The organism is Bradyrhizobium sp. USDA 4461, assembly GCF_054055655.1.
This window is the reverse complement of record NZ_JBSRXM010000001.1, coordinates 1,782,128-1,807,541: the sequence shown is the minus strand read 5'-3', so window position 1 is coordinate 1,807,541 and position 25,414 is coordinate 1,782,128. Positions and strand designations below refer to the sequence as shown.

General features: G+C 65.2%; 26 protein-coding genes and 3 pseudogenes. 21 read left to right on the top strand and 8 right to left on the bottom strand.

Annotated features, from left to right (window positions below; genetic code table 11):
- Window positions 1–71: 71 nt before the first annotated feature.
- Genes ACVINW_RS08520 through ACVINW_RS08510 form a run of 3 tightly spaced genes read right to left on the bottom strand, consistent with a single transcriptional unit; the run spans window position 72 to window position 2,825 of the window.
- The gene (locus ACVINW_RS08520) at window positions 72–1,088 is read right to left on the bottom strand and encodes a sugar ABC transporter substrate-binding protein (protein ID WP_456750877.1); all 1,017 of its coding nucleotides are present in this window, start codon (window positions 1,086–1,088) and stop codon (window positions 72–74) included.
- Window positions 1,089–1,126: 38 nt separating this feature from the next.
- Window positions 1,127–2,098 carry an ABC transporter permease gene (locus ACVINW_RS08515; protein WP_456750876.1) on the bottom strand — a complete coding sequence of 324 codons (972 nt, stop codon included), beginning with the start codon at window positions 2,096–2,098 and terminating at the stop codon, window positions 1,127–1,129.
- Between the two features lie 19 nt (window positions 2,099–2,117).
- Window positions 2,118–2,825 carry a TetR/AcrR family transcriptional regulator gene (locus tag ACVINW_RS08510; RefSeq protein WP_456750875.1) on the bottom strand — a complete coding sequence of 236 codons (708 nt, stop codon included), beginning with the start codon at window positions 2,823–2,825 and terminating at the stop codon, window positions 2,118–2,120.
- Window positions 2,826–2,979: 154 nt separating this feature from the next.
- On the opposite strand from ACVINW_RS08510, the gene ACVINW_RS08505 reads away from it, so the two are divergent.
- The 16 genes from ACVINW_RS08505 (at window position 2,980) to ACVINW_RS08430 (ending at window position 18,572) form a co-directional block, all read left to right on the top strand.
- Window positions 2,980–4,005: an STN domain-containing protein gene (locus ACVINW_RS08505; RefSeq protein WP_456750874.1), complete on the top strand. Its 1,026-nt coding sequence runs from the start codon at window positions 2,980–2,982 to the stop codon at window positions 4,003–4,005.
- Window positions 4,002–4,736 (top strand): energy transducer TonB, encoded by a 735-nt coding sequence (locus ACVINW_RS08500; protein WP_456750873.1) that lies wholly within the window; start codon window positions 4,002–4,004, stop codon window positions 4,734–4,736. Before ACVINW_RS08505 ends, ACVINW_RS08500 begins: the two co-directional genes overlap by 4 nt.
- 188 nt (window positions 4,737–4,924) lie before the next feature.
- Window positions 4,925–5,467, top strand: a complete 543-nt coding sequence (locus tag ACVINW_RS08495) for an RNA polymerase sigma factor (RefSeq protein WP_456750872.1) — start codon at window positions 4,925–4,927, stop codon at window positions 5,465–5,467.
- Between the two features lie 434 nt (window positions 5,468–5,901).
- Complete coding sequence (locus ACVINW_RS08490) at window positions 5,902–6,879, top strand: FecR family protein (RefSeq protein ID WP_456750871.1); 978 nt, start codon at window positions 5,902–5,904, stop codon at window positions 6,877–6,879.
- Window positions 6,880–7,219: 340 nt separating this feature from the next.
- A complete protein-coding gene (locus ACVINW_RS08485; RefSeq protein ID WP_456750870.1) occupies window positions 7,220–8,908 on the top strand; it encodes a ShlB/FhaC/HecB family hemolysin secretion/activation protein in 1,689 nt (562 codons plus the stop codon).
- The gene (locus ACVINW_RS08480; RefSeq protein WP_456750869.1) at window positions 8,908–10,950 is read left to right on the top strand and encodes a DUF2341 domain-containing protein; all 2,043 of its coding nucleotides are present in this window, start codon (window positions 8,908–8,910) and stop codon (window positions 10,948–10,950) included. Before ACVINW_RS08485 ends, ACVINW_RS08480 begins: the two co-directional genes overlap by 1 nt.
- Before the next feature lie 5 nt (window positions 10,951–10,955).
- The gene (locus tag ACVINW_RS08475) at window positions 10,956–11,360 is read left to right on the top strand and encodes an ExbD/TolR family protein (RefSeq protein WP_092122695.1); all 405 of its coding nucleotides are present in this window, start codon (window positions 10,956–10,958) and stop codon (window positions 11,358–11,360) included.
- Window positions 11,361–11,380: 20 nt separating this feature from the next.
- Complete coding sequence (locus ACVINW_RS08470; protein WP_456750868.1) at window positions 11,381–11,866, top strand: hypothetical protein; 486 nt, start codon at window positions 11,381–11,383, stop codon at window positions 11,864–11,866.
- Window positions 11,863–12,660, top strand: coding sequence for a TonB C-terminal domain-containing protein (locus ACVINW_RS08465; RefSeq protein WP_456750867.1), 798 nt, complete (start codon window positions 11,863–11,865; stop codon window positions 12,658–12,660). Before ACVINW_RS08470 ends, ACVINW_RS08465 begins: the two co-directional genes overlap by 4 nt.
- A gap of 59 nt (window positions 12,661–12,719) precedes the next feature.
- Window positions 12,720–14,603, top strand: coding sequence for a putative porin (locus ACVINW_RS08460; RefSeq protein ID WP_456750866.1), 1,884 nt, complete (start codon window positions 12,720–12,722; stop codon window positions 14,601–14,603).
- Between the two features lie 2 nt (window positions 14,604–14,605).
- Window positions 14,606–15,199, top strand: coding sequence for a hypothetical protein (locus tag ACVINW_RS08455; protein WP_456750865.1), 594 nt, complete (start codon window positions 14,606–14,608; stop codon window positions 15,197–15,199).
- On the top strand, window positions 15,196–16,251 hold the full coding sequence (locus ACVINW_RS08450) for a peptidylprolyl isomerase (RefSeq protein WP_456750864.1): 1,056 nt from the start codon (window positions 15,196–15,198) through the stop codon (window positions 16,249–16,251). Before ACVINW_RS08455 ends, ACVINW_RS08450 begins: the two co-directional genes overlap by 4 nt.
- Window positions 16,252–16,264: 13 nt before the next feature.
- On the top strand, window positions 16,265–16,798 hold the full coding sequence (locus tag ACVINW_RS08445; RefSeq protein ID WP_456750863.1) for a YbjN domain-containing protein: 534 nt from the start codon (window positions 16,265–16,267) through the stop codon (window positions 16,796–16,798).
- Window positions 16,799–16,837: 39 nt separating this feature from the next.
- Window positions 16,838–17,761 (top strand): lytic transglycosylase domain-containing protein, encoded by a 924-nt coding sequence (locus tag ACVINW_RS08440; protein ID WP_456750862.1) that lies wholly within the window; start codon window positions 16,838–16,840, stop codon window positions 17,759–17,761.
- Between the two features lie 96 nt (window positions 17,762–17,857).
- Window positions 17,858–18,280 carry a hypothetical protein gene (locus ACVINW_RS08435; protein ID WP_456750861.1) on the top strand — a complete coding sequence of 141 codons (423 nt, stop codon included), beginning with the start codon at window positions 17,858–17,860 and terminating at the stop codon, window positions 18,278–18,280.
- Between the two features lie 115 nt (window positions 18,281–18,395).
- Window positions 18,396–18,572 (top strand): MJ0042-type zinc finger domain-containing protein, encoded by a 177-nt coding sequence (locus ACVINW_RS08430; protein WP_456750860.1) that lies wholly within the window; start codon window positions 18,396–18,398, stop codon window positions 18,570–18,572.
- A gap of 43 nt (window positions 18,573–18,615) precedes the next feature.
- On the opposite strand, the gene ACVINW_RS08425 is transcribed toward ACVINW_RS08430, so the two are convergent.
- From ACVINW_RS08425 to ACVINW_RS08410, 4 genes and pseudogenes are all read right to left on the bottom strand, one after another.
- Entirely contained in the window at window positions 18,616–19,878 is a 1,263-nt protein-coding gene (locus ACVINW_RS08425; RefSeq protein ID WP_456750859.1) for an MFS transporter, read from the bottom strand.
- Window positions 19,875–20,205: pseudogene (locus tag ACVINW_RS08420) on the bottom strand (hypothetical protein). Before ACVINW_RS08420 ends, ACVINW_RS08425 begins: the two are co-directional and overlap by 4 nt.
- Window positions 20,192–20,767, bottom strand: a complete 576-nt coding sequence (locus ACVINW_RS08415; protein ID WP_456750858.1) for an isochorismatase family protein — start codon at window positions 20,765–20,767, stop codon at window positions 20,192–20,194. The pseudogene ACVINW_RS08420 and the gene ACVINW_RS08415 overlap by 14 nt, the downstream one beginning before the upstream one ends.
- 51 nt (window positions 20,768–20,818) lie before the next feature.
- The gene (locus ACVINW_RS08410; RefSeq protein WP_456750857.1) at window positions 20,819–21,274 is read right to left on the bottom strand and encodes a MarR family winged helix-turn-helix transcriptional regulator; all 456 of its coding nucleotides are present in this window, start codon (window positions 21,272–21,274) and stop codon (window positions 20,819–20,821) included.
- A gap of 160 nt (window positions 21,275–21,434) precedes the next feature.
- On the opposite strand from ACVINW_RS08410, the pseudogene ACVINW_RS08405 reads away from it, so the two are divergent.
- Window positions 21,435–22,154 (top strand): annotated as a pseudogene (locus ACVINW_RS08405) (NAD(P)/FAD-dependent oxidoreductase); the annotation flags it as partial.
- Window positions 22,155–22,161: 7 nt separating this feature from the next.
- Window positions 22,162–22,510: pseudogene (locus tag ACVINW_RS08400) on the top strand (RidA family protein).
- 39 nt (window positions 22,511–22,549) lie between these two features.
- On the opposite strand, the gene ACVINW_RS08395 reads toward ACVINW_RS08400, so the two are convergent.
- On the bottom strand, window positions 22,550–23,005 hold the full coding sequence (locus tag ACVINW_RS08395) for a hypothetical protein (protein ID WP_456750856.1): 456 nt from the start codon (window positions 23,003–23,005) through the stop codon (window positions 22,550–22,552).
- Window positions 23,006–23,105: 100 nt separating this feature from the next.
- Between ACVINW_RS08395 and ACVINW_RS08390 the strand changes: the two genes are divergently transcribed.
- The 3 genes from ACVINW_RS08390 to ACVINW_RS08380 all read left to right on the top strand — a co-directional run bounded on the left by ACVINW_RS08390 (window position 23,106) and on the right by ACVINW_RS08380 (window position 25,414).
- A complete protein-coding gene (locus ACVINW_RS08390) occupies window positions 23,106–24,176 on the top strand; it encodes a sensor histidine kinase (protein WP_456750855.1) in 1,071 nt (356 codons plus the stop codon).
- 58 nt (window positions 24,177–24,234) lie between these two features.
- Window positions 24,235–24,891 carry a response regulator transcription factor gene (locus tag ACVINW_RS08385; protein WP_212021280.1) on the top strand — a complete coding sequence of 219 codons (657 nt, stop codon included), beginning with the start codon at window positions 24,235–24,237 and terminating at the stop codon, window positions 24,889–24,891.
- Between the two features lie 160 nt (window positions 24,892–25,051).
- Complete coding sequence (locus tag ACVINW_RS08380) at window positions 25,052–25,414, top strand: hypothetical protein (RefSeq protein ID WP_456750854.1); 363 nt, start codon at window positions 25,052–25,054, stop codon at window positions 25,412–25,414.

Here is a 25,414-nt window from a genome sequence, read left to right as displayed (position 1 = left end):
AGGCGTTGGATTTCGGGAGATCGACGTCCCGGGCAGGTCACGCCCGGGACGTCAAGCGGGAATGGTTGTGGCTATTTCTTCAGGTCACTGAGATTCCAGCACGCAGTCTGGCTGTCCGCGTTCTCCTTGGTGATCGGAATCAGGGTGGTGTATTCCGATCCCTTGATCGAGCCGGCCTTGGCGCCGGACGACAGCAGCCACTTGATGGTGCCGGCCATCTGCGCGGCCTGGGTCGGCACGTCGTAGCTCAGGTTGAGATCGAAGGCGCCGGACTTCACCAGCTCGCAGGCGCCCTTGCGCTCGCCGCCGCCGGAGGTCGCGACGAACACCTTGCCGGTCAGGCCGGCTTCCTTCACCGCGGCAGCGGTGCCGATGTCCATGCCGTCCCAGAAGCCGACGATGCCGCAGAGGTCGGGATTCTGCTTCAGCACCGTCTGGGTGATCGCCTTGGCCTTCGCCGCATCCCAGTCGGCCGCCTGGCTCGAGACCACCTTGATCTCCGGATGCTTGGCGAGCACGTTCTCCACTCCCTTGAGCGTGTAGGCGCTGGCCGCGGCCGAGAGCGCACCCTGCACGATGGCGATCTTGTTCGACTTGCCCTGGCAGGCCTTGACCACGGCGTCGGTGTCTTTCTCGCCGATCTCGATCCAGTTGGCGCCGACAAAGGCCGAAGAGCGATAGGCCGATCCCATGTTGATTTGGATGACGTAGATGCCTTCGTTCTCGGCACGCTGCAGCAGCTTGGCGTAGGTCTGCACGTCCGGATTGTGGATCACCATCACGGCCGGCTTCTCGGAGATCAGCGAGGTCACCGCCTGCGCGCCGGCATTGGTGTTCCAGTTGGGATCGCGGATCTCGAACTTGACGCCGTAGGGCTCGAGCTCCTTCTTCATGCCGGCGTACCAGCCTTCGGTGAGGTCGAAATTCATGGCGACCGGCACGTAGGCCACCGTCTTGCCGGCGAGCGACTCCTTGAACGGCTTCTGGAACGGCTCGTCGAGGCCCTGCTGGGCCAGAGCCGGGGCGGCAATGGCCGCGAGTCCGAGCGCTGCGGCGATCACTTTTGCAGTCCTGACAGCGTATTTCATTGCTTCCTCCTTGGTCGTGTTGATCTTCTGTGGCTGGTTCAGATGTCGCCCTGCTGTGCCGTTTCTTCGTTGCGCGGATTCAGGAACGAATCCGTGATGACGGCGAGCAGCAGGACGACACCCTTGACGAGGTTTTGTCCGGCGTAGGAGATGTCCATGATGGTCATGCCGTTCAGCATGGTGCCGATCAGCAGCGTGCCGATGATGACGTTGAGCACGCCGCCGCGGCCGCCCGACAGGCCGATGCCGCCGAGCACGACGACAAGGATGACGTCGTAGATCAGGGTCGAATTGAAGATGCGGGTCGGCATCGAGTTGACGGAAGCCGCCATCACCAGGCCCGCGAAGCAGCCGATCAGCGCCGCGACGACATATTGCAGCACGATGATCGGCCGCGACGGAATGCCGGTGACGCGGGCCGCATAGGGATTGTCGCCGATCGCGTAGATATAGGCGCCCCAGCGCGTCTGGCGCAGCAGGAACGCGACCACGATGCAGGCGATCGCGAACATCACGATCGAGGTTGGGATGCCGAGAATAGTGCCCTGTCCGAGCCGCTCAAAACCCTTCATGCCGTCGCTCCACTGCACGACGTCGAGCTGAAACAGCGCGGCCTGGCCGAGGCCGGCGAGCAGCAGGCCGGTCGCCAGCGTCGCAAACAGTGACGGCACCTCGGCGTAGGCAATCAGCCAACCATTGACCAGGCCGAACGCGATCGTGAGCAGTACGGCGGTGAGCAGCGAGGCCGGCAGCGAATGGCCGTTCTGCACCATCTGCAGCACGAGTCCCGGAGGGACCGCGAGCGCCGCGATCAGCGAGATATCGATGCCGCGCCCGATCACGACGATCGCCATCGCAAGCCCGAGGATGCCGAGCACCGCGACGTTCTGCAGCAGCGTCAGCATGTTCTCCGGCGTCAGGAAGCCGCGCAGGAAGATCGAGAAGGCCAGGAACAGCACGGCAAAGACGGCGAAGACGATCTCCTGTTGATTGAATCGCAGCCGCTTCATTGCCTCGTCCCTCCTGCTTCTATGGGTGCGCCGTCTGCCTGGATTTCGCGCGGGAGCCGGTCGCGACGCGGCCGGGCCGCGTCCTGGCTGCGACCGCGGCGTCGACGAACGCACCGACGGCGTTGATGTAGGTCTCGATCGAGGTGCCGCGTCTGCGGTACTTGGCGCGCTTGACGTACCAGTCCTGCAGCAGTGGCTTGATCAGCGAGGCGGTCAGCGTGACCTGATCGATCGCGAACACCCCGCTGGCGACGCCCTGCTTGAGGACGTCGGCGATGATCTTCTCGGTCATCACCTCCATCTCGATGGCGCGCTGGCGCTCCGCGGGCGGAAACGACTTCGCCTCCATGAAGGAGAACACGAACCAGGGCTGCATCGCCTCGCTCATGCGGACATGGGTGGCGATGATCCAGTGCAGATGCTTGCGCGCATCCTGCTTCACGCTGGCGGGGGGCGCGGTGAGAACCTCGGCCGCCGTCTCGGCGACCTCGCCGAGGATCATCGCCAGCAGCGTCGGCTTGCTGTCGAAATACGTATAGAGCCCGCCCATGCTGAGGCCGGAGGCTTCGGCGAGCTGGCGCAGCGTGGTGGCATGAAAGCCGTGCTTGTTGGAAAGCGTCAGCGTCGCGCCGATGATGCGCGTGAGGTTCGGAACGGCGAGATGCGATTTCTGAACCCGGATGGAATCGCGATGTCGTTCGAGGATACGTGCGCAAAGCACGTCCATAGCGAACGCATTCGTCCCCGGCCGCTGGCGCGCGAGACCCAAATTGCCTCCCTAGCTATGTCCTGGACCGTTTCATTTTGTTGCCGGTCTGGGCTGGGCTTGACGCCCTTGCTCAATTCCTAGCGCACGGACCGGCATTCGGAAAAGGGGGATCGTGAAAATTTCTGAGAGAGCGCTCGCTCGTTTTTCGCGGACAAGCGTGCGGCTTGCCTTTTGCTGCGCGCGGCTCCGGCGGCCGTCGGGAACTTTTCATGCTGAAAGCTCAGCACAAATTCCCGGCGGCGCGTCGACGAACATCCCGGTTAGACGGCCGTCACATTCCAGATATAAAGAACGCAGGTTCGCTGGCCGGAAGGCTAACCCGCACTGCTGGCCGAATTTCACCCACGGTCAGTTTGGGCCGAAGCAAGGCATGACGGCAGTTGGATCATATGGTGCGCGCGGGAGCGCTGCGATTAGCGCCGGGCCGAGAGCGGGCGCAGGCGCGCGATATCTGTTCGGGATTTGTGCTGCGCTGCTGATCGGCGGCATCTGTGCCGTCGGCGCGCAGCAGCGCGAGACGGTTGCCGCACCCGCGCCGATCGAATTCAACATCCCCGCACAGCAGCTTGCCAGCGCGTTGCAGGCTTACGGCGAGCGCACCGGCGTTCAGGTGCTCTATGAGAGCAATTCCGCGACCGGCCGGAAGTCGACGTCGGTCGAGGGAAGCCTCACGCCCGGGGATGCCTTGAACCTGCTGCTGACCGGAACCGATCTGAAGGTCCAGTATATCCGCCCCGACGCCATTACCCTCGCATCGCGCAGCGCGCGCGCCGACCGCCCGCCGGCGAGCCCGCTTGCTTCAGCGGATCTGTCGCTGGGCACGCTGCAGGTGCGGGCGAGCAGCGACGGCAACGACGCCGGCGCGCTGCGCGACTACAGCGAAAGCCTGCAGCTCGACATCCAGAAGGCGTTGCAGAAGAATATCGGGTCGCGCGGCGGCAGCTATCAGCTGGTCGTCGATCTGTGGATCGACCCCTCCCGCACGATTCAGCGGACCCAGCTGATGCGGTCGACCGGCGACCAGCGCCGCGATGCGGCGGTGACCGCGGCGCTGCAAGGATTGACCGTCAGCCGAACGACGCCCGCCAATGCCTCGCAGCCGGTGCGGATCGCGATCCGGGTGAAATCGTTCCAATGAGCGCCAACGAAACCAGCGGACCCGATGGCATGCGCGGCGTGGGTCCGGGTCCGGCAAGCCTGCTGTTTCATCCCGAGGATCCGAGTGCCTGGACCTCGGGCGAGGTGCTGCGCCTGCTGCTGGCGCCGGCGATCGCCGCTTTGTTGTTTGTCGGGGGAATCTACTGGATCCGGCTGCAGCCGCAGGCTGGATCGTCAAGCCGTGAGCAGAACTCGATCGTGCAGGTTCGGCTGCTGCCGAGCCCATCGCCCGCGCCGATACCGGTCGCTCCGGTTTCGCAGCCGCAAACCGCGACCCTCGCCAGCCGGACCGAGGTATCGCCGGAAAACTCCGATCCGTCCCTCGACAATCTGACCGCGGCCCCGGCGCGGGAGCCGATGCCGGCGGAGTCCGCCGTGCCGAGCCTCCGTGCGACGCCGTCGCCCGCCGACACGCCGCCAGACAGTGTTGCCGTCAAGTTTCAGCAGACGCTGCTCCGCCATGTCGCGCGCTATCGGCGCTATCCCAGTGCGGCGCGGTCCGGCCGCTTGCATGGCTTGGTCGAGACGCTGTTTTCGATGCAGCGCGACGGCTCGGTGGTGGAGGTCTGGGTCAAGACCAGTTCCGGAGAGGCCGTTCTCGACAAGGCCGCGGTCGACGCGATCCGCCGCGCCCAACCGCTGCCGCCGATTCCGTGGGGATTGCCCGACCGGCTCAACATCCAGATCTGGCTTGAATTCGATCCGTCCTGATCCGCGCTTTCCGGTCCGCAAGCACAACCCGTTCAACTTTTGGATGTGACCCGCATGCACCAGCTCGTGTGTCGCCCGGTGTCGACTTGTTATCGTCATAAATGTGTTGTGCGCGGCCGTTACGAGATGGGCAGCTTCAAGAACAATTCAATCTGGATATCGGGCTGGTGTCTGGGAGGCCGCGGAACGTGGCTGAAATCAATCGAGTGCGGCTGCGGGGCCAGCTTGCAGTCAACTACGACGGCCTCGTCAAGAAATTGACCCGCCGTCTGGGATCGTCGGACTTCGCTTACGAGGCCCTGCACGAGACGTTCCTGCGGCTGGAGCGCGTCACTGACGCCGTGCCGATCCGCAGCCCCGCCGACTATATATTCCGCATCGCAATCAACATCGCGCGGGACCGTCAGAAGGCGCAGAATCTTCGGGTCAGTGCCGCCGAGATCGATTCACTGCTCGACCTGAGTGACGAGGGACCGAGCCCGGCGAGGATCGTCGAGGCGCGTTCCGATATTGACGCCTTCAAGCGGGCGCTGGCCGAATTGCCGGAGCGGCCGCGCGACGTACTCTATAGCATTACGATCGAGGGCCGGACGCCGCAGGATGTCGCGACCCGCCTCGGTGTCAGCGTGCGAACCGTGGAAAGCGATTTGAAGTCGGCCCTGAGCCATTGTGCTGATTGTCTCGACTATACGTTGATCCGCCGCCTCGGCGGTCCGCGCCCCCGTTCGTGATCGCATTCGCCGCGGCCGTAGCGCGCGCCGGTGAAATTCGTTGCAGAGGATTATTTGCAGCGGCCGCGGCCGCTTGATCCGAAATCGACACTGACAATCTGCAGGATTTCAACCTCAATTCTGCGGGATAGCGGGTTTTCTGTCGTCTATAGAGTAGAGAGCGATCTCATGGGGGCCGCTGGGGCGCCTGGGAAAGGTTCGCTGCACGTGTTGCACCGCTTGAACACAGCTTCAGACGTCATCGACCCGGCATGTGGTCGTCGTGCGGTCTCGCCGCGCGTGCCGCAGTTTCCGGATGTTTCTGCCGGCGTTGTGCGCAACGGCCGATTGCGGTGCCCTGCTGCCGTCGGAATCGTCTATATAGCGACCTTCGCTATGTGCTCGACGCGATCGGGAGGCTGAGGTTTGGCGCGCAGGGTGATGAGCAGTCCGTCGTGACCGAGCCGACCGGCACATCCGGGCCCGATCCGTTGCTGGATGAGGCGCTTGATTGGGTTGTTCGGCTGAAGGCCGGCGAACCGACACGCGCCGATGTCGCCGCGTTCCAGCGCTGGCGCGCGCAAAGCCCTGACCACGAGGAGGCGTTCAGATCGGCTGCCCGGCTGCTTCGCACCGCTACGGCTGCGGCAAAGGAGCTCGCCGAGGAAAAGGCCGCCACGGTGGTGACATTGCCGCCTCGGCCGCTACGTCCTTTGACACGTCGCATCATGCTGGGCGGCGCGATTGCCGCCGCGGCCGGCTATGTGATGATCCATCCGCCGCTCGACCTGTGGCCGTCGATCGAGGAACTGTCGGCCGATTACCGGACCGGCAAGGGCGAACAGCGCAAGGTGATGCTGGCGCCGGACATCTCGGTCGAATTGAACACCCAGACCAGTCTCGCGCTGCGGCCGGCGCCGAACGAAACCCGGATTGAATTGATCTCGGGCGAGGCCTCGGTGGTTGCCCGAAGGTCGTCGTCGATGCCGCTGGTGATGCTGGCGCGCGACGGCCGCATCAGCGCGCTGCAGGCGGATTTCAACGCGCGCTGCATCGAGGGCGTGGTTTCGGTGACGTGCCTCGACGGCATCGTCACGGTCGAGCAGGACGGCCGCTCGGTGCAGCTTCGCAAGGCCGAGCAAGTGACCTATTCGCGCGCCGGGTTGCAGGCGTCGCTGCCGGTCGATGCCAGGCAGGTCGCGGCCTGGCAGACCGGATTGCTGATCTTCCGTGACCGGCCGCTGGCAAGCGTGGTGGACGAAGTGAACCGGTACCGCGCCGGAAAGATCATCATCACCAACGCAGAACTGAAGCGCAGGCTCGTCAACGGCACGTTCCACGTCGACAAGCTCGACAATTTCGTCGCCCAGGTCGAGCAACTGTTTGGCGCGCGGATCACATCGCTGCCGGGCGGTGTGGTGCTGATGAGCTGACCACGCGCGCTTCGCAAAGCGGATATCCGGTTCGCGTGAAGAAAAAGCGTCACAAAAAATCAGTCGGCCCGGCCTCGTTCCTGTTCGCTCGGAATGGATCACGCTCTGATCGAACGAATCGACCCTGCGCCGCTCGATTTCCTAACAAACCAAAAATTTCTTTCGCGGTGCCGCAGATTCTCTTGCGGGTTTGCACTCGCCCAGACGTCTTCTGAGTAAGGCGTCGTCATCGCGGCCTTCCCGCTGCGATGGCGCGCGCCTGCGCGAAGTAAGTGGGACGTCTGTGCGTAATCGAAGAGATCATTGGGTTTTCGGGTATCGGGCGCGATCCCGGATCGGGTTGCGCGGATCGGCTGCGGCGCTGTCCGTGATCGGCTGCGTGGTGACCATCGTTCCTGCGCACGCAGCGAAGGATACTGCCGCGCCGGCCGCAGCGCCGGCGGCGGGCAAGCAGCCCGCCCAGGCCAATGCGCCGGCGCAAAAGCCGGCGGCGCCGTTACAGCGTTTCGATATCGACGATTTCGAGGTGCAGGGCGCCGACACGCTGCCCCAGGTCGAGATCGAGGAGGCGATCTATCCCTTCCTCGGCCCGAACAAGACCTCGGAGGACGTCGAGAAGGCGCGCGCGGCGCTGGAGAAGGCTTATCACGACAAGGGCTTTCAGACCGTCAGCGTCGCGGTCCCGCAGCAGAACGTCACCGGCGGCGCGGTCACCCTCAAGGTGAGCGAGCTGAAGGTCGGGCGGCTGCGGGTCAAGAACTCGCGCTATTTCGATCTCGACCGGATCAAGGACAACGCGCCTTCGCTGAAGGAAGGCAGTGTTCCCAATTTCACCGATGTCACCAAGGACATCGTGTCGCTCAACCAATGGCCGGATCGTCGTGTGACCCCGGCGTTGCGCGCCGGCGTCGCGCCCGGCACGGTCGACGTCGATCTCAATGTCGAGGACAAGGCGCCGATCCACGCCAGCCTCGAGGTGAACAACCGGCAGTCGCCGTCCACCACGGCAAGCCGCGTCTCCGCCACCGTGCACTACGACGATCTGTGGCAGCTCGGCCATTCCCTGAGCTTCACCTATCAGGTCGCGCCGGAACGGCCGAGCGATGCCGAAGTGTTCTCCGGCTCCTACATGGCGCGGATCCCGAACGCCGACTGGCTCAACCTGCTGTTCTACAGCGTCAAGTCGAACAGCAACGTCGCGACCATCGGCGGCACCAACGTGGTCGGTCCGGGCCTGATCATCGGCGAGCGCGCCGTGATCACGCTGCCGACCCGCGAGGGCCTGTTCCACACGCTGTCGGTCGGCATGGACTACAAGCATTTCGACCAGACCGTGAACCTCGGCACCGACGGCTTCTCGTCGCCGGTCACTTATTATCCCGTCGTCGCGACCTATGGCGCGACGTTCCAGCAGGAGAAGTTCACGACCCAGTTCAACGCCGGCATCACCTACAACATCCGCACGCTGAGCAGCCCGTGGGACGAGTTCGACGCGAAGCGCTACAAGGCCTCGCCGAGCTTCACCCATTTCAACATGGACGTCTCGCATACCCAGGAGCTGCCGGAAGGCTTCCAGCTCTACGGCAAGGTGCAGGGGCAGATCGCCGACGGCCCGCTGGTCTCGAGCGAACAGTTCAGTCTCGGCGGTCTCGATACCGTCCGCGGCTATCTCGAATCCGAGGTGCTCGGCGACAATGGTGCAGTCGCCAATCTGGAGCTGCGCACGCCTAATGTCGGCAGCATGCTGCAGGGCGAACTCAAGAGCGAGACCGGCGACGGCAAGCCGCGCTTCATCACCTTCAACGATTGGCGCTTCTTCACGTTCTTCGATGCCGGCTACGCGTCGATCCAGCAGCCGCTGCCGGAGCAGCAGCCGTCCTTCGTCGCATGGAGCTACGGCGTCGGCACCCGATTCAAGACGTTCGAATATTTCAACGGCATGGTCGCGCTTTCGGTGCCCGGGGTCGCTCAACAATACACGCACGCAAACAGTCCGCGCGTGAACTTCCGAATCTGGGGTGAATTCTGATGGGGATGGGTCTTACTTTCGATCGACGCACGCGCCGGCCGGCGCTGCGCCGAGGCGTTGTGAACGCCGCGACGGCATTGTTGTTCGGGCTCGTCGCCCTGGTGACGTCGCTCGCGCCCGCGAGCGCCTGGTGGAACGACGAATGGTCGCTGCGCAAGAAGATCACGATCGATGCCAGCGCGTCGGGTGCCAGCGTCACCGATCCGATCGGGACGACGCCCATGCTGGTCCGCCTGCATGTCGGAAATTTCCGCTTCAGTTCGGCCAAGGACGACGGTAGCGATCTGCGCTTCGTCGCCGGCGACGACAAGACGCCGCTGAAGCACCACATCGAGAAGTTCGATTCTCTGCTTGGCGAAGGCCTGGTCTGGGTCGCGGTGCCTAATCTCGCGCCGGGCGCGCGGACCGACATCTGGCTCTATTACGGCAACAAGAAAGCGATCGCGACCAGCGATCCCAAGGGCACCTACGATCCGGATACCCTGACGGTCTATCACTTCAACGAGCGCGGCACGCCGGCGATCGATTCCTCGGTATGGGCCAACAACGCGCAGAGCGTCGGCCAGCCTGCGGACGGTTCGCTGATCGGGACCGGGCTGCGGCTCGACGGCCGCGCGCCGGTGACCATGCCGGCCTCGCCGTCGCTCGCCTGGGCGGATGGTGCGGCGCTGACCTGGTCGACCTGGATCAAGCCGGCGACGTTGCAGCCCAACACTGCGCTGTTCAGCCGGCGCGATGGCGCCAACGCGCTGGTGATCGGTGTCGACAATGGCAGCCCGTTCGTCGAGGTCACCAATGCGGGATCCGTGCAGCGCTCGACCGCGGGCGCGCCGGTCGCAGCCGGCAGTTGGCACCATGTCGCCCTCGTCGCGGCAAACGGCCAGGTCACGCTCTTTCTCGACGGCGTATCCTACACCGCGCTCAGCGCGAGCCTGCCGGCTCTCAATACCGTTGGCCTGATCGGAGGAGACTCGTCGACCTCCAGCGCTTCTCCGATCGCGCCTGCGACGGCCCCGTCCGCAGCAACACCGTCAGTGCCCCCTGATGCGTCGGCTGCGGGCGGCGGCGCCGCGCCCGCGGCGACGCCGGATGCGGCGGCAACGCCGGCACCGGCACCCGCGGCTGCGATGGCCGGCTTCGTCGGCGACATCGACGAACTCGAGATCAGCAAGGTCGCGCGTCCCGCCGGACTGATCAAGGTGATGGCGATCGGGCAGGGCCCTGACCAGGGCAAGCTGATGTCCTTCAGCGTCGACGAGGAGACCGCGAGCTGGCTGTCCGGCTACTTCGCGGTGATCCTGAAGTCGGTGACGCTCGACGGCTGGGTGGTGATCGGCATTCTGCTGATCATGGCTGTGATCAGCTGGGTGGTGATGATCGACAAGGCCTCGTATCTCAACAAGCAGGCCAAGGCGAATGCCCAGTTCATGAAGGGCTTCCGCGAGATCGCCGCCGATCTCACCATGCTGGATCGCGGCGATGCCGACGATGTCTCGACGCTCGGCGGACGCCTCACTGAAGCCGACGCCAAGATGATGCGCTCGTCCTCGCTCTACCGCATCTATCACATCGGTGCGGCGGAAATCCGCCACCGCTTCGGCACCAACAATGCGCAGCGCGTGCCGGTGCTGTCGGCGGTATCGATCGCGGCGATCCGCGCGGCGCTCGATAGCGGCGTCGTCAAGGAGATGCAGCGGCTCAACCGTCTGATGGTGGTGCTGACGATCGCGATCTCCGGCGGTCCGTTCCTCGGCCTGCTCGGCACCGTGGTCGGCGTCATGATCACCTTCGCGGCGATCGCAGCGAGCGGCGACGTCAACGTCAATGCGATCGCGCCCGGCATCGCCGCCGCGCTGGTGGCGACCGTCGCCGGTCTCGGCGTCGCGATCCCGGCGCTGTTCGGCTACAACTATCTGATCTCGCGGATCAAGGACCTGACCAACGACATCCAGGTCTTCGTCGACGAGTTCGTGACCAAGATGGCGGAATTCTATTCCGCCGACCGGCCGGACCCGATCGAACACCGCATCGCCGCGGAGTAACGGCGATGCAGATCCAGGCCGATTCCAAACCCTATGACGACATCAACATCACGCCGATGTTGGACCTCGCCTACGTGCTGCTGGTGATTTTCATCATCATGACGACGGCGACCGTACAGGGACAGAAGGTCAACCTGCCGAAGGCGTCGGCGGCGCCGAGCCTTGCGACCCAGACCACCAAGGCGATCACCGTCGCCAATGACGGCAAGATCTTCCTCGACACGATCCCGGTCACGCTGGCCGAGCTCGAACAGCGGCTGATCCAGCAGAAGGCGCTGACGCCGGAATTCCCCGTGGTGCTTCGCGGCGATGCGCAGGCGCAGTACCAGAGCGTGATGGATGTGTTCGATCTGCTCAGCCGCATCGGCCTGAGCCAGGTCGGGCTCGCCACGAAGCCGCTCGTGAAGTGAGCTAGCCGGAAAGCGACGCCATGTTCACGCAGCCAGCACCCTTTCCACTGACCGAGCGGAAGACGCTGCGGTCGTGGCTCAGCGGCGTGATGCGATCATTCGATCCCGGCTGCGATGCCGCGGCGGGTGCGGAGCATCCTGTCCCGACTGTTGTCGCAGAGCTGCGCGAGGAACCGCGCGGCGAGGTGGTGGCATTTCCCCTCCATGGCGAGGCCTTGCTGGTGAAGCTGGCGGAACTGTTGCGACGGCAGGTTGCAGGCCGGCAACCCGCCGACAATCCGCTGCGGCTGACAATCTCGCGATGCCCGTGGGCCCGCCTCTCGATCGATGAGATGGCCTATGTGGACTATCTGAGCGAGATCGAGACGTTCCATGCGGCGATCGAAGCCGGCCCCGACACCAAGGTCATCCTGAAGACCACGGATTTCGGCGCGCTCGCCAGCTTCGTGACGCAATATGTCAATGAGAGGCTGACCGACCGTGCCGCGATGAGGGCCGCGCCATGAACGCGCCGCTTCGGGATCAGAACGCGCAGGCTGCGCGCGCCACGCCCTCTGCCGAAGATCAAGCCGCCGTCGCACCCGCAACGCCGCCCCGCAAGGCGGTCGCGCGGAAGAGCGAGCGCAGCGCGCTGCTGCGCTACGGCGCGGCGGTGGCCGTGGTCGCGCTGTTGATCTGCGGCATCGTCTATTTCTTCCTCGGCCATGACGACCTGCCGCCGCCGCGCCAGGTGCGCGATCTCACCATCGTCAATGTGACGCTGCCGCCGCCACCTCCGCCTCCGCCGCCACAGCCGCAGCCCGAGCAGAAGATGGTCGAGCAGCCCAAGATGGCGGAGCCCGAGTTCAAGGAAGAGAAGCCGGTCGACAAGCCGAAGGACGAGCCGGTCAAGAACGCCAAGAACGACGAGCCGCCCGGTCCGCTGTCGCTCGATGCCAAGCCGACGAGCCCCGGCGACCTGTTCAATCTCGGCGGCAAGCCCGGCGGCAATCCGTACGGCGGCGGCGGTGGCGGTGGTAGCCGCTGGGGCTGGTACGCCACGATCGTCACCTCGCAGATCGAGGCGGCGATCCGCGCCAACCCGAAGACGCGCAACATGGCGACGCAGATCCAGATGCGGCTGTGGGTGGATGGCTCCGGCCATATCAGCCGCGTCGTCCTGGCGCCGTCGTCCGGCAATCCGGAGGTCGACGCGGCGCTGCGCAACGAGGTGATCGGCAGCCTGACGCTGCGCGAACCGCCACCCAAGGACATGCCGATGCCGGTGGTCACGCGCGTCACCGCGCGGCGGCCGAGCTGACCAGACCAACCAAACGACCAACCTTGAACTGAAATGTGCGAGTGAGAACTGGGGGACTGATGTTTAAGAAACGAGCTCACGCAGAATGGCGCGCGCTACCGCTTGCGGTGTCGCTGGGTGCGCTCGCCTGCGCAACGCCGGCCATGGGCCAGAGCGCGGACCAGGCTCCCGCCGCCGCAACCAAGCGGACCGATGACAAGAAGCCAAAAGTATCGAGCACGAAGCCGACATCGTCGAACGCCACCGTCAACCTCGTCAATCTGCTGGTGCAGCAGGGCGTGCTGAAGGAAGAGCAGGCCCAGGCGCTAATCAAGCAGGCCGAAGACGAAGCCTATATTTCGCGTCAGGCCTCCAAGGACGCCACCGCCAAGGCCGATGACGCCGCCAAGGCCGCAACCGCCGCCGCTGCAGCGGCGCAGCCGCCCGGCACCAAGCACGTCACCTATGTTCCCGAAGTCGTCAAACGGCAGTTACGGGAAGAGATTAAGCAGGAGGTGATGGCCAAGGCACAGAAGGAAAACTGGGCGTCGCCCGGAACCTATCCGGAATGGGCGCAACGCATCCGCTTCTACGGTGACGCGCGCGTGCGCTATCAGGGCAATTATTTCCCGACCGGCAACGACCAGGCCGGCGCCGCCAATTACAACGCGATCAACACCGGCTCGCCGTATGATATCACGAGCACTGCGTTCGGGCCGACATACGACGCCACGCAGGATCGCAACCAGTTCAGGCTCCGCGGCCGGCTCGGCATGGAAGCGGACTTGCTCTATGGGTTCACGGCCGGCCTGCGCATCGCAACTGGCGAGAACAGTTCGCCGGTGTCCACCAACCAGACCCTTGGCGGTGGTGCAGGCAACTTCTCGAAATACGGCGTCTGGCTCGATCGCGGCCACATCAACTGGCAGACTTGGGGCGACGATCTCCGGATCTCCGCCGGCCGCTTCGACAATCCGTTCTGGTCGCCGACCGATCTCGTCTGGTACAGGGAACTCGGTTTCGACGGCTTCGCCGTTCAGACCAAGCACGAGGTCTGGGAAGGCTTCACGCCATTTGCCGTGGGCGGCGCGTTCCCGCTGTACAACACCGATTTCAACGCCGGAATCAATTACGCGGATCCGGTCACCGGCGCGCCGATCAAGTTCGTGAGTCATGACAAGTGGCTGTTCGGAGGCCAGGTCGGCTTCAACGCTCGCTTCAGCCCGGAATACTCATTCCGGTTCGGCGTCGCCTTCTACGACTTCGACAACGTCCAGGGCCAGTTCTCCAGCCCCTGCATCGTCAGATCGTCGTCCGATGTCTGCGATACCGACCTGACGCGGCCAGGCTTCGCGCAGAAGGGTAACACCTATTTCCCGCTGCGTAACATCATTGCCGATGCACCCGGGGTTACGAACGGCAACAATGGCGGCACGATCAATCAGTTCGAATATTTCGGATTGGTCAGCCAGTATCGCCCGGTGGTCGTGAGCGGGCAGCTCGATCTCGGACAATTCCATCCGACCCACATCGTGCTCGACGGCGAGTATGTCTACAACACCGCGTTCAGCCGCTCCTACATGAATGCGCAGGCTGCGATCTACGGCGTGCTGATGAACAACCGCGGACCGAGTCCGGACGGCGGCACCACGCCCGGTCCGTTCAACGGCGGCAATCAGGGTTGGCTCGGCCGCGTCACCGTCGGCGACCGGGAGATCAGGCATCTCTGGGATTGGAACGTCCATGCCGGCTACAAATACCTGGAGTCGGATGCAACTCTCGACGCGTTCGCAGACTCCGACTTCGGCCTCGGCGGCACCAACCTCAAGGGCTACTTCGTCGGCGGCAATATCGGTCTCGGCGAGAATGTCTGGGCGACATTGCGCTGGATGAGCGCCAACAGCATCGCCGGCAGTCCCTATGCCGTCGACGTCCTGCAAGTCGACCTCAACGCGAAGTTCTGACCATGCGCATTGCACTGTTTGTTCTTGTGATGGTGATCGGAGCCTTGAGCTCCGGCACCGCATTCGCCCAGTCCGAGACCGACCGTCTGCGCGACGCGCTGCGCAGCGCGACGGCGCAGACCCGCGCGCTGGAAGACCAGCGCACGGCGCTGCAAGCGAAAATCGCCGACGCCGATCGCGAAAAGGCGGCGGCCAAGAAGGAGGTCGACGACCTCAAGGCGCAGCTGAAGAAGGCCGACAAGGAACATCGCGACGCAGTCGACGAGTTCAATCAGCGGCTCGCCGAACGCGATGAGACCCTGGAGAAATGGAAGTCGGCCTATGAGGAGGCGGCCACCGTCGCCCGCAGCAAGGACGCCGAACGCGCCAAGTTTGAAGGCGAGGCCACCGCCTACAAGGCCAGCACCAAGAGCTGCATCGCCAAGAACACCCAGCTGGTCAAGGCCGGCAAGGAGGCGGTGCAGCGCTACAAGGATCTGACGATCGGCGAGATCGTGGTCTCGCGCGAGCCGATGATCCAGCAGCGCCGGGTCGAAATCCAGAACCAGCTGCAGGAAAGCACCGACAAGTTCCTCGATCAGAAGGTGAACCCATGACGACCGCCACCATCGTGAAGTCGCTTCGGTCGATCAGCCTTGCCGCCGGAATGACCGTCGCTTTGGCGGCTTTCGTTGCGCCGATCGCGGTGCAGGCGCAGACCCAGGCTCCTGCGCCGCGGACGGTGCAGGCACCGGTCAGGAAGCCGCAGCCGCAGCCCGCCGCGCAGGCGCAAGCCGCCGCGACGCCCGCGCCGGCTCCAGTCGCGGCCGCGCCGAAGGCGACTGCGCCCGAGAACGTCATCGCGCGTGTCGGCGACACCAACATCTCGGCCGATGATCTCCGCAGCTATGTCGCAGCGCTTGCGCCGCGCGAGCAGGCGGCGCTCGCCAAGGATCCGGCGATGCTCAGCCAGGCCGTGCGGCTGCTGCTTGCCAACCGCCTGGTGCTGCAGGAGGCGGTGGCGAAGAAATGGGATCAGCAACCCGCTGTCGCCGCCCAGCTCGAGCGGGCGCGCGAGGGCGCGGTGGTCGAGCTCTATCTGCAATCGGTGTCGACGCCGCCGGCGAATTTCCCGACCGAGGACGATCTGCAGAAGGTCTATGAGGCCAATCGCGCCGCGTTCCTGATGCCGCGCCAGTTCCAGCTGGCGCAGATCTTCATCGCCGCGCCGAAGGAAGCCGACAAGGCCGCCGAGGACAAGGCGAAGCAGGAGCTCGACGACGTGCAGCGCAAGCTGAAGGCGCCGGCAGCCGACTTCGCCGCGATCGCGCGCGGCGACAACAATGCCGCCAAGGACGCCGGCGACCTCGGATGGGTCGCGGAGACCCAGATTCGTCCGGAGATCCGCAGCCAGGTGATGGGCCTTGCCAAAAACAGCGTCTCCGAGCCGATCAAGCTCGACGACGGCTGGCACATCATCAAGCTGATCGACACCAAGGCGTCCTACACCCGCACCCTGCCGGAAGTGCGCGACCAGTTGGTGCTGCAGATCCGCTCCGAGCGGTCGAACATGATGCGGCGGGCCTATCTCGCCGAGCTCTTGAAGCAGCACCCGCCTGTTCTCAACGAACTTGCGCTGTCGAGCCTGCTCGACCCATCGAAGAAATAATACGGAGACCAGGATGTCCGAGATCATCACCAAGCTCACGCTCGAAGGACTGCGCGACAGCTTCCAGAACGGCGGCTATCGCGTCGAAACGCTGACCGATCCGGTCGCCAACACCACCTATCTGCGCTCGGCGACGGCAGGGCTTGGCTTCGAGATCCGGCCAGGAAACCAGCTGGTCGGCGGGGAACAGGGATTTGTCGACGCCACGCTGTTCACCACGCTTCAGGTGCAGGGTGAGCTGCCGCTCGACCTCGTCAATCGCTGGAACGCGACGCGGCGGTTCGGACGGCTGCAGTTCAGCCATCCGTTCCTGATGTTCTGCCTCGACGTCTCCGTTGCCGGCGGCGTCACGCCGAACTTCGTGCGGGCGCAGATCGAGGTCTGGGACCGGCTGGTTCAGGAGCTGATCGCCTATCTGCGCGAGGAGCTGCCGAAGCTTGCCGCCCGGAACAACGGCGCGGCGGCTGCCGCGCAACCCGCCGCGCCTGCCCAGCAGCCGGCGCATGAACACACCGCGGAAGCGGCCGCCGTTCCCACCATCCAGTAAGTCGCGCCCGCCCCGCGACGGTCAGGCCCGCAAGCGATCATGAACGACGCTGCCTCCACGATGCAGGCGAGCTGCTTCGGCCGATGGTCGAAACGGTTCGGTCCTGTTCGTCGCCGGGGCGGCTGCATCGCAGCCGGTGGTCTTGCGCTCGCGCTCGGTCTGGCGCAGCCCGCGCACGCCGAGGGCGAGACGCCGGCAACGTCATTCAGCACGCGCTTTGCTGCCGTCGCAACGGCGGAGCCGCCTGCCGCCGCAGCGAAGCCGCCGGCGGAGGCCGCGACCAATCCGGCCGCGCCGGCCAAGGACACGACCAAGGATACGTCCAAAGACCCGAGCAAGGGTGCTGCGAAGGATGCCGGCGGCAAAAACCTGCCGCCTCCGCCCGCGAGCCAGCCCGCGATTTCGGATGCACGCATGCGCTATCGCGCGCTGATCGAGAAGGAAGCGGCCGGGACCGGGCTCGCGCCCGAGATCGCCGAGGCCGTGATGGGCGTCGAAAGCGGCTACAATCCCGATGTAATCGGCGGCGTCGGCGAAATCGGGCTGATGCAGCTGTTGCCGTCGACCGCGCGCATGCTCGGCTTTTCCGGCTCGCTCGCCGAACTTGCGATTCCCGAAACCAACATTCACTTCGGTGTCATGTACCTTGCGGAAGCGTGGCGCCGTGCCGGCGGCGACCTTTGCACCGCGGTCATGAAGTACCGCGCCGGCCACGGCGAGACCCGCTTCTCCTATCTCTCCGTGAATTATTGCGTGGCGGTGCGCGCCCGGCTGTTTGCCCGCGGCTTTCGGGTGACCGGAACCGTGCCGGCCGCGACGTTCGGCGAGCCGGGGCGCGGCAGCGGGGGTGGCGGATGCGGCCGCAAATGCCTCGGCGGCGGCGGGCGCATCGGTCGTGTCGATCTCGTCGCGCTCAACACGCGGCTGAACGCGCTTGTGATCCAGGCCCGGGGAGGGAAGTAGCAAGGCCGAGCCGCTCTGATCGACCTTGCTGCCTTGATATCCTGCTTGAGCTTCCTATCGTTTGAAACAGTTCTGGTTCTGCAAGGAGCAGCACCGATGAAAGTCATCATGTTGGCCATTGCCGTTGCCGGATTGTCGGCGATGCCCGCACCAGCACAGACGCCGACGCCGCAACACACGCCGCTGCCGGAGATCGTCTTCGGCACACCGCCGCCGGCGCTCAACCTGAACCGCGACACCAGCGGCGGCACCGGCCGCGCTACGGCAAGAGGCAGCGGCAGCGCGCCCGCCGAGCGCTGCGGCGATGCGTCTTCGCTTGGCTGCATCAATGAGCGGCTGAGGAAGCAGGTCGATCAGGTCAATCCGCCGGTGACCAACACGACGCCGATCGACGCGAAGTCGCAGGATCTCAAGGTCGGCGTGGTCAACGTCCCGGCGGTGCAGCAGCAATATGGCCGCAACTTCGGGGTCTCGGCGTTTCCCTATCGCCCGGCAGCGCCGGTTTTCAGCCATCGATAACGACGCGCGCCTCGACGCTTGTTTCGCGGAGATCGTGACACCGTCACATTTCTGACCATGGGCGTGTGGAAAATAGACAGAGCAACGGCTTGCTGATTCGATGCGAAAATCTGACGTGACCTGCCCCCATTGCCAGGCCGGCTATCGCCGGATCGAGTTGACGTCGAAGGGCGGCGTCGCCGGCGAGTTTCGCTGCCTGGTGTGCCACCACACGATCGAGCTGATGGACGGCTCGACCGATGTTGCGTTTCGCCTCACCGTGCAGCCCGGCAAGCCGTCTTACGCGTATTAGAGCCGTCTCGGGCGAAACGGACGCCGGTTCGCGTGACGCATCATCAACGCTGCTGCGGCAGGTTGACTTCGCTCCTTCGCGTCTCCTGGCTGCGAAGTTCGGCTTCGCGGCCGGATCGCGACAGCATGCCGAGCGCGACCAGTGCCGCGGCGAAGCCGGCGGCAGCGCCGACGCCGAGGGCCCAGCGCGGGCCGAGGTGATCGGCGACCCAGCCGACGATCGGTGCGCCGATCGGCGTACCTCCCAGTGCCACGCCGAGCCGCAGCGCCATCACGCGTCCGCGCATCGCCGGCTCGGTCGAGAGCTGCATCAGCGCATTCGAGGTGTTGGTGACGGTCAGCGCGGCGACGCCGATCACGACGAGTGCTGCGGCAAACAACCAGTAGCTCGGCGCCAGTGCGGCCAGCGTGCAACCGAGGCCGAAGATCGCGGATCCCAGCATCAGCGAAGCGAACCGCGGCTGGTCGCGGCTCGCCGCAAGCAGCGCGCCCGACACCGTCCCGAGCGCCATCATCGACGACAGCAGGCCGAAGCCGCGTGCGTCGGTGTGAAACGCGCCGACCGCCATGGTGGAGATGAAGATCGGAAAGTTCAGTCCGAAGGTCCCGATCAGGAACAGCATGATCAGTGTCGCTCTGAGATCGGGCCTGGACCAGACATAGTGGAAGCCCTGCATGATGCTGCCCTTGGTCGGATGGGCCCGCGCATTCGGACGCAGCTCGGAGGTGCGCAGCAGGGTTAGCGACGTCAGCACGGCCAGGAAGGATGTGCCGTTGAACAGGAACGCCCAGCCGGTGCCGACAGACGCGATGATGAGGCCGGCGACCGCCGGGCCGATCATGCGCGCGGCGTTGAACGAGGTCGAGTTCAGTGCGATCGCATTCGACAGGTTGGTATCGCTGACCAGCTCGGCGACGAAGGTCTGCCGTACCGGCGCATCGAGCGCGGCGGCACAGCCGAACAGGAAGGCGAAAGTGTAGACGTGCCAGAGCTGCACCAGCCCGGTGACGGTAAGAATGCCGAGGCCGAGTGCGAGCGTGCCCATCGTCGCTTGCGTTGCCATCAGGAGCTTGCGCTGGTTGAAATGGTCGGCGGCAAAGCCGGTCCACGGCATCAGCAGCAACTGCGGGCCGAATTGCAGCGCCATCACGATGCCGACGGCGGAGGCGCTGTGATTTGTCAGCTGCGTGAGGACCAGCCAATCCTGGGCGCCGCGCTGCATCCAGGTGCCGATGTTGGACACCAGCGCGCCGGCCGCCCAGACCCGGTAATTGAAGCTTGCGAGTGATCGAAAGACACGTCTCATGTTCGCTGCGGATCATTGCCGCCGTGAAACCGTCCGAAATGCCGCGCGAGGAAGAGACCGATCAGGACGCCGCCCAGACCGAGGGCTGCGACGTCGGCTGTGGTCCTCAAGCCGAAGTCACCGACGCGGCAGACCAGGAGATATCCGACCGCGAGGTTGAAGAAGCCCCCACACGATGTTGACCGACGACGACGACAGGCCTTCGCCTCGCGGCTTGGCGAACGGGCTCTGGAACGATTCGCCCATCGTGCCGGCGACGACGTGCGGAATCGCATTGGTGAGGAAGGCGCCGCCGAAGAAATAGGCGACGAGGTCAAGCCAGTTCATGCGCATGGGTCCTTTCAAGCAGATCGATGATCGCCTGCGTCGAGCCGGTTTCGCCAAGCCGCGGAAACACGTGCTCGATGCTGTAGTCATGTGCGTGCGGCCGCGCGTCGGTCATGGCGTCGATCGCAAGCGTGACGTTGAAGCCGGCCTCATAGGCCTGCCTTGCGGTCGATTCGACGCCGGTGCCGGTCGCAACGCCGGCAATCACGACATGGGTGACGCCGCGGGTGCGCAGCTCCTGCTCGAGATCGGTGCTGGCGAAAGCGCCCCATGTCCGCTTGGTGACGACGATGTCGCTCGCCTGCCGGCCGAGCTCCGGGATCAGGTCGGTCCAGCCTTCGGGAAACGCCGTACCGAGGCGCGGCCGCTCGGTTCGTCCGGGCGCTGCGCCGTCGACATTGACCAGCGCGACCGGCAGCCGGCGTCGTCGAAACGCGGTGAGCAGGACGCAGGTGCGTGCCACGATGTCGGCGAACGGATGGATGAAGGGCGCGCCGACGAGGCCTGCTTGCAGATCGACGACGATGAGGGCGGTGATCGGATCGAGCGTCGTCAGGGCCATGATCGTTCCTTTCAATCGAGCATGCTCGCAACCATCGCGGCGCAGCCGGTATCAATCCTCGACCAGCCGCTTCAGCAAGCCGACGGCGGCGGCGAGTTCGTCCTGCTCTCGCGCCGACAGCCGCACGGCGATGGTGCGCGACAGCCAGTCCTGCCGCGCGGCGCGGCCGGTGCGCAGCCGCTCACGGCAGCTCTCGGTGAGCGACATGATGGTCTGCCGGCCGTCGTCCGGATCGGGCGCGCCACGCACCAGGCCCGCGGCCTCGAGCGCCGATATCGCCGAGCTCATCGACTGCGGACGCATTCCCTCCGACCGCGCCAGACTGGACACGGTCGCGGGGCCGTCCTTTTCGAGGCGAAGCAGCACCGCGACCTGGGACGGCGGCAGGTCGTCACGCTGGCCTTGCTCGCGCAGCCGACGCTTCAGCTTTCCAATCAGCAGGCGGAGGTCTTCGGCGAGCGCGGAGGTGCGCGCCGAGCCGATGCGGGTTGCCGGTGCATTGCTCATGCCGAGCTGGTAGCAAATATGAAGGTAAACTGTAAAGATTACCTTTGCAGATTGGCTTCATATTCCCGTGATCGTCAGCAGCGCGGCAGAGCATTGCCGGACGAGGCTTCAAGTCTGAACCGCGTCTGAACCCGGTTCTGCTACGCATCACTTTCAATTTGGTTGTCTTCCTGCCTGCGATGGCGCGGCCAATCCGGCGCAGGCGACCACGGCGTTCCGGCGCAAGGCCGCGATGCTCGGCGCCAAGGTGTGCGAGGGCATCGCCGCCAGCAACATCCGGCAGCATGATGGGCTGTGGCAGGTCGACGTCGGCGCCGGCAGCTACGCCGCGCCGGTGCTGGTCAACGCCGCCGGAGCCTGGGCCGGGCGGATCGCCGCCAGCCTCGGCGAGCCGGTCCCGGTCGAGACGGTGGCGCCGATGCTGATGATCACCTCGCGCGTGCCGCATTTCATCGATCCCGTCGTGATCCTGCGCGGCCGCAAGCTGTCGTTCAAGCAGTTCGCCAACCGCACCTTGCTGATCGGCTGCGGCGGCCATCTGGCGACGCCGGATCAGGATCGCAACGAAACCGTGCTCGACTGGCACAGCCTTGCGGTGAGTGCGCGTACTGTGTTCGAGCTGTTCCCGGTGATGCGCGCCGCGACCATCGTGCGCGCCTGGGCCGGCATCGAGGCTCGCACCAAAGACGAGCTGCCGGTGCTCGGGCCGAGTGCCCGTCACAAAGGGCTTGATCACCAGTTCGGCTTTTCGCTCCACGGCTTTCAGCTCGGTCCCGCCGCCGGCGCTGTCATGGCGGAGCTGATCGCGAACGGCGGCACCCAGACCCGGATCGGCGGCCTCGGCGTCGAGCGATTCCACACCTCCCAACCGCAAAGATGAGGACATCATGACCATCACCCGCAGCATCCGCACGCCGATCATGCATCGCGCCGTCGAGGCCAACGGCTTCGTGTTTGTCGGCGGCACCATCGCCGACGACACCAGCGTCTCGATGGGCGAGCAGACCCCGCAACATCCTCGGCAAGATTTCGGGCTATCTGAAGCAGGCTGGCACGGACATCTCGCGCGTCGTCAGTGCCTCGATCTTCGTGACCGATTTGTCGAAGAAAAAGGAGATGGATGCCGTCTGGACCGAGGTCTTCGCCGACGACCTGCCGGCGCGGGCGACGGTCGGCGTGGCGGATCTCGGCGGCGGCGCGCTGATCGAGGTGGTGGTGACCGCGCTCAAGGGCTAGTTAGGGCCGTCCAGCCCTGCGGGCGCCGAGCTTCCGGCGTCAGGCCTCTTGCTCCGCCGCCGGCGCCGCGTAGATCTCCCGCGCGCGCCGGGTCACGGCCGCGTAGCGCGCCGTCGCGCTGAGGCTCATCAGCCCGGCGCGGACCAGGCCGAGAATGGCGCGCCGCGAGTGGAACGGTCCGGTCTTGCTCGCGGCATATCCGCGCGGGTAGAGCTGCAGGCGGCCGGCCAGCGCTTCCTGCAACGCCAGCTTCTGGGTCGCGCTCAGCCGCCGGCGCCGCGCGGGCTTCTCCGCTTCCGCCAACATGCGCAGCTCAATGCGCGACGATTTCCGTGGCGCAGCCTTCATTGTCAGCTCACGATCCGGTCGACTGGCGCGGCCTTCCGCGAAACCCGGCGCACGGCCGGCATCGTCATGGACGCCGGCATGTGGCACAACATCGCTCGCGTTGTTGCTCATCCCCGAACAGAACCGCATTTCGAGCGGCAGCGGCATCTGACGAAGGTCAGGATCAGTTGTGACGAAAGTCATATTCGTTTGCGGTCGCTGCCGGCTTACGCCAGAGTGGGCTGCTCGCTGAGCTGATGGGCAACGCATGATCGATCTGGGCAAGGATTTGCTTGCGGCCGCAGAAGCCGACGTCATCGGACTTGCCGTCATCGGTGCCGACCGGAGCATGCAGCGGAAAATCGGGCGGCTGGTCGAATGGCTTCCCGCAGTCGGCATCGATTGCTGCGAGTGCATGCTGCTGGTCGGCATGGAAGCCGAGCTGGCGGCGCTCGCGAGCGGCCAGCGGAACATGATCGCCCTTGCCGGCGTGCGCGGCGCATCGCCTGACATCACCCAGCCGATGACGGCGGTCGTGCTGTGGAACGGCGCGCAGTCGCACTACTTCGTCATCGCCACGCCGGATTTCTCGGGCCGTCAGGTCGAAACCTTGCTCGGCAGCGAGCGCCGCGCCCGGCGCCTGATGGAGCAGCAGCTCGAGGCGGCCAGCGCCGAGGTGCGCTTTGCCTCGCTGGCGCGGACAAGGCTGCGGCTGGCGCGCGATCTGCACGACACGCTGGTGCATTCGATCGTGGCGCTGCTGACCCAGATCCGGCTGATCAGGCACTATCTGACCGCCGATCCCGCGCGCATGGCGGACAGTCTCGCAACGGCGGAGGATGCAGCCGCAAGCGGCCTCAGCCGCGCCCGCGAGGCGATCGCACGCCTGCGGATGCCCGACGACTGGAAGCTCGATCCCGACGTCGAGGGGCAGCTCAGCGACTTCGCCACGCGCAGCGGCGTCAGGGTGTCGATCCAGATCGACGACGCGGCACGGGCCGGCTTGCGCGATTGCGGCTTGACCGTTCAGCGCATCCTCAGCGAGGCGCTGCGCAATGTTCAAACCCATGCGCAGGCGCGGCGCGTCTCGTTTCACGCCTTCGACGAACCGGCCGCGGTCGGCCGGAAGCTCATCGTCGAGATCCGCGACGACGGCCGCGGTTTCGATCCAGCGGTGCCGACGCCCGGACATTTCGGATTGATCGGAATGGCCGAATTTGCTGAACTCGTCGGCGGAAGCTGCGCGGTGGAGAGCGCGCCCGGACAGGGAACGCTGGTCCGGATATCGCTCCCCGTGGCGGTGCCGCCGGCAGCATCTGCCGGCGTGCTGGCCGATTGATGTGGTCGCCATGTTGAGGTGGTCGCCATGCAGACCTTCGAGAGGATGAAGGAAGCCCGTGAGCAGGATTGAGAAGGTGCGGGTGCTGATCGCCGAGGATCAGACCCTGATCAGGGAAGGTATCGCCACACTGCTGGCCCAGCAGAACGACGATTTCGAGATCCTTCCCGGCGCTGCCGACGGCGAGCAGGCGATTGAGTTCGCGCGGCGCTATCGGCCTGATGTCATCCTGATGGATCTGCAGATGCCGCGCGTCGACGGCATCGCGGCGACCCAGCGGATCCTGCGCGAGCTGCCGCAGACCCATATCGTGGTGCTGACGACATTCGAGACCAACGATCTGATCTTCGAGGCGGTGAGCGCGGGCGCCAAGGCGTATCTGCTGAAGGATGCCAGGATGGAGGAGATCGCCTCGACGATCCGCGCCGTGATCAACGGCCAGTCCGGGTTGTCGCCGAGCGTCGCGGCGCGCATCCTCGACGAGTTCAAGCGGCTGCGCGGTCCGCGCGTTTCGGCGAAGCTGCCGGTGCGCGACGGGCTGACGGCGCGGGAGAATGAAATTCTCACGCTGATCGTCGAGGGCAAGAGCAACACCGAGATCGGCGAGCGGCTACATTTGGCCGAGGGCACGGTGAAGAACTATGTCAGCACTATCCTGGAGAAATGCCAGGTCAAGAACCGTACGGAACTGGCAATAAAGGCAATCACTTACTAGAAATAATTGCTCTTGTCCGGACAACCAGACGGCTGATCTGGCTGAGATTGCTCGCCTTTCTCTGGGCCGCGCCCGCAAAATTAGCTATAGGGTTGTTTCGGATTTGCTTTTTGACACGGCAGGTCCGGATTGCGCAGCTTTGAGTAAGCAGGAAATGACCATGAAGGGTATCGAGCGCCAGACCAAGGATACCGATGGACTGGCAAACGCGGCGGCCGGCAACGGCGCGGATGCCGCAGCGCATGGCATGGCGGCGATCGATCAGGTCCGCGACCTCCTGTTCGGCGGCGCGCAACGCTCGCTGGAGACCAACCTCTCGGGCCTGCGCGAGGAGATGCAGGCATCGCTGAAGCAGATGCAGGCGGACTTCACCAACGAGCTCACCGCGCTTGCTGCGCGGCTGTCCGACCTCGAGCGGGATACCGAGCAGAAGCGCTTGGACTCGCTGAAGGATGTCGGTGCGGCCATCACCCAGCTCGGTTCCGTCATCAACGGATTGGGATCGGGCCGCACGGGCAAATAG

Bases quoted from the DNA above. Each gene is read 5' to 3' on its own strand.
- ACVINW_RS08395 (WP_456750856.1), bottom strand. From the start codon at position 23,005: ATGCCGCTGCCGCTCGAAATGCGGTTCTGTTCGGGGATGAGCAACAAC.
- ACVINW_RS08440 (WP_456750862.1), top strand. From the start codon at position 16,838: ATGAACGACGCTGCCTCCACGATGCAGGCGAGCTGCTTCGGCCGATGG.
- ACVINW_RS08510 (WP_456750875.1), bottom strand. From the start codon at position 2,825: ATGGACGTGCTTTGCGCACGTATCCTCGAACGACATCGCGATTCCATC.
- ACVINW_RS08500 (WP_456750873.1), top strand. From the start codon at position 4,002: ATGAGCGCCAACGAAACCAGCGGACCCGATGGCATGCGCGGCGTGGGT.
- ACVINW_RS08415 (WP_456750858.1), bottom strand. From the start codon at position 20,767: ATGGCCCTGACGACGCTCGATCCGATCACCGCCCTCATCGTCGTCGAT.
- ACVINW_RS08520 (WP_456750877.1), bottom strand. From the start codon at position 1,088: ATGAAATACGCTGTCAGGACTGCAAAAGTGATCGCCGCAGCGCTCGGA.
- ACVINW_RS08470 (WP_456750868.1), top strand. From the start codon at position 11,381: ATGTTCACGCAGCCAGCACCCTTTCCACTGACCGAGCGGAAGACGCTG.
- ACVINW_RS08465 (WP_456750867.1), top strand. From the start codon at position 11,863: ATGAACGCGCCGCTTCGGGATCAGAACGCGCAGGCTGCGCGCGCCACG.
- ACVINW_RS08390 (WP_456750855.1), top strand. From the start codon at position 23,106: ATGATCGATCTGGGCAAGGATTTGCTTGCGGCCGCAGAAGCCGACGTC.
- ACVINW_RS08425 (WP_456750859.1), bottom strand. From the start codon at position 19,878: ATGAGACGTGTCTTTCGATCACTCGCAAGCTTCAATTACCGGGTCTGG.
- ACVINW_RS08480 (WP_456750869.1), top strand. From the start codon at position 8,908: ATGGGGATGGGTCTTACTTTCGATCGACGCACGCGCCGGCCGGCGCTG.
- ACVINW_RS08380 (WP_456750854.1), top strand. From the start codon at position 25,052: ATGAAGGGTATCGAGCGCCAGACCAAGGATACCGATGGACTGGCAAAC.
- ACVINW_RS08475 (WP_092122695.1), top strand. From the start codon at position 10,956: ATGCAGATCCAGGCCGATTCCAAACCCTATGACGACATCAACATCACG.
- ACVINW_RS08450 (WP_456750864.1), top strand. From the start codon at position 15,196: ATGACGACCGCCACCATCGTGAAGTCGCTTCGGTCGATCAGCCTTGCC.
- ACVINW_RS08455 (WP_456750865.1), top strand. From the start codon at position 14,606: ATGCGCATTGCACTGTTTGTTCTTGTGATGGTGATCGGAGCCTTGAGC.
- ACVINW_RS08515 (WP_456750876.1), bottom strand. From the start codon at position 2,098: ATGAAGCGGCTGCGATTCAATCAACAGGAGATCGTCTTCGCCGTCTTT.
- ACVINW_RS08410 (WP_456750857.1), bottom strand. From the start codon at position 21,274: ATGAGCAATGCACCGGCAACCCGCATCGGCTCGGCGCGCACCTCCGCG.
- ACVINW_RS08460 (WP_456750866.1), top strand. From the start codon at position 12,720: ATGTTTAAGAAACGAGCTCACGCAGAATGGCGCGCGCTACCGCTTGCG.
- ACVINW_RS08445 (WP_456750863.1), top strand. From the start codon at position 16,265: ATGTCCGAGATCATCACCAAGCTCACGCTCGAAGGACTGCGCGACAGC.
- ACVINW_RS08435 (WP_456750861.1), top strand. From the start codon at position 17,858: ATGAAAGTCATCATGTTGGCCATTGCCGTTGCCGGATTGTCGGCGATG.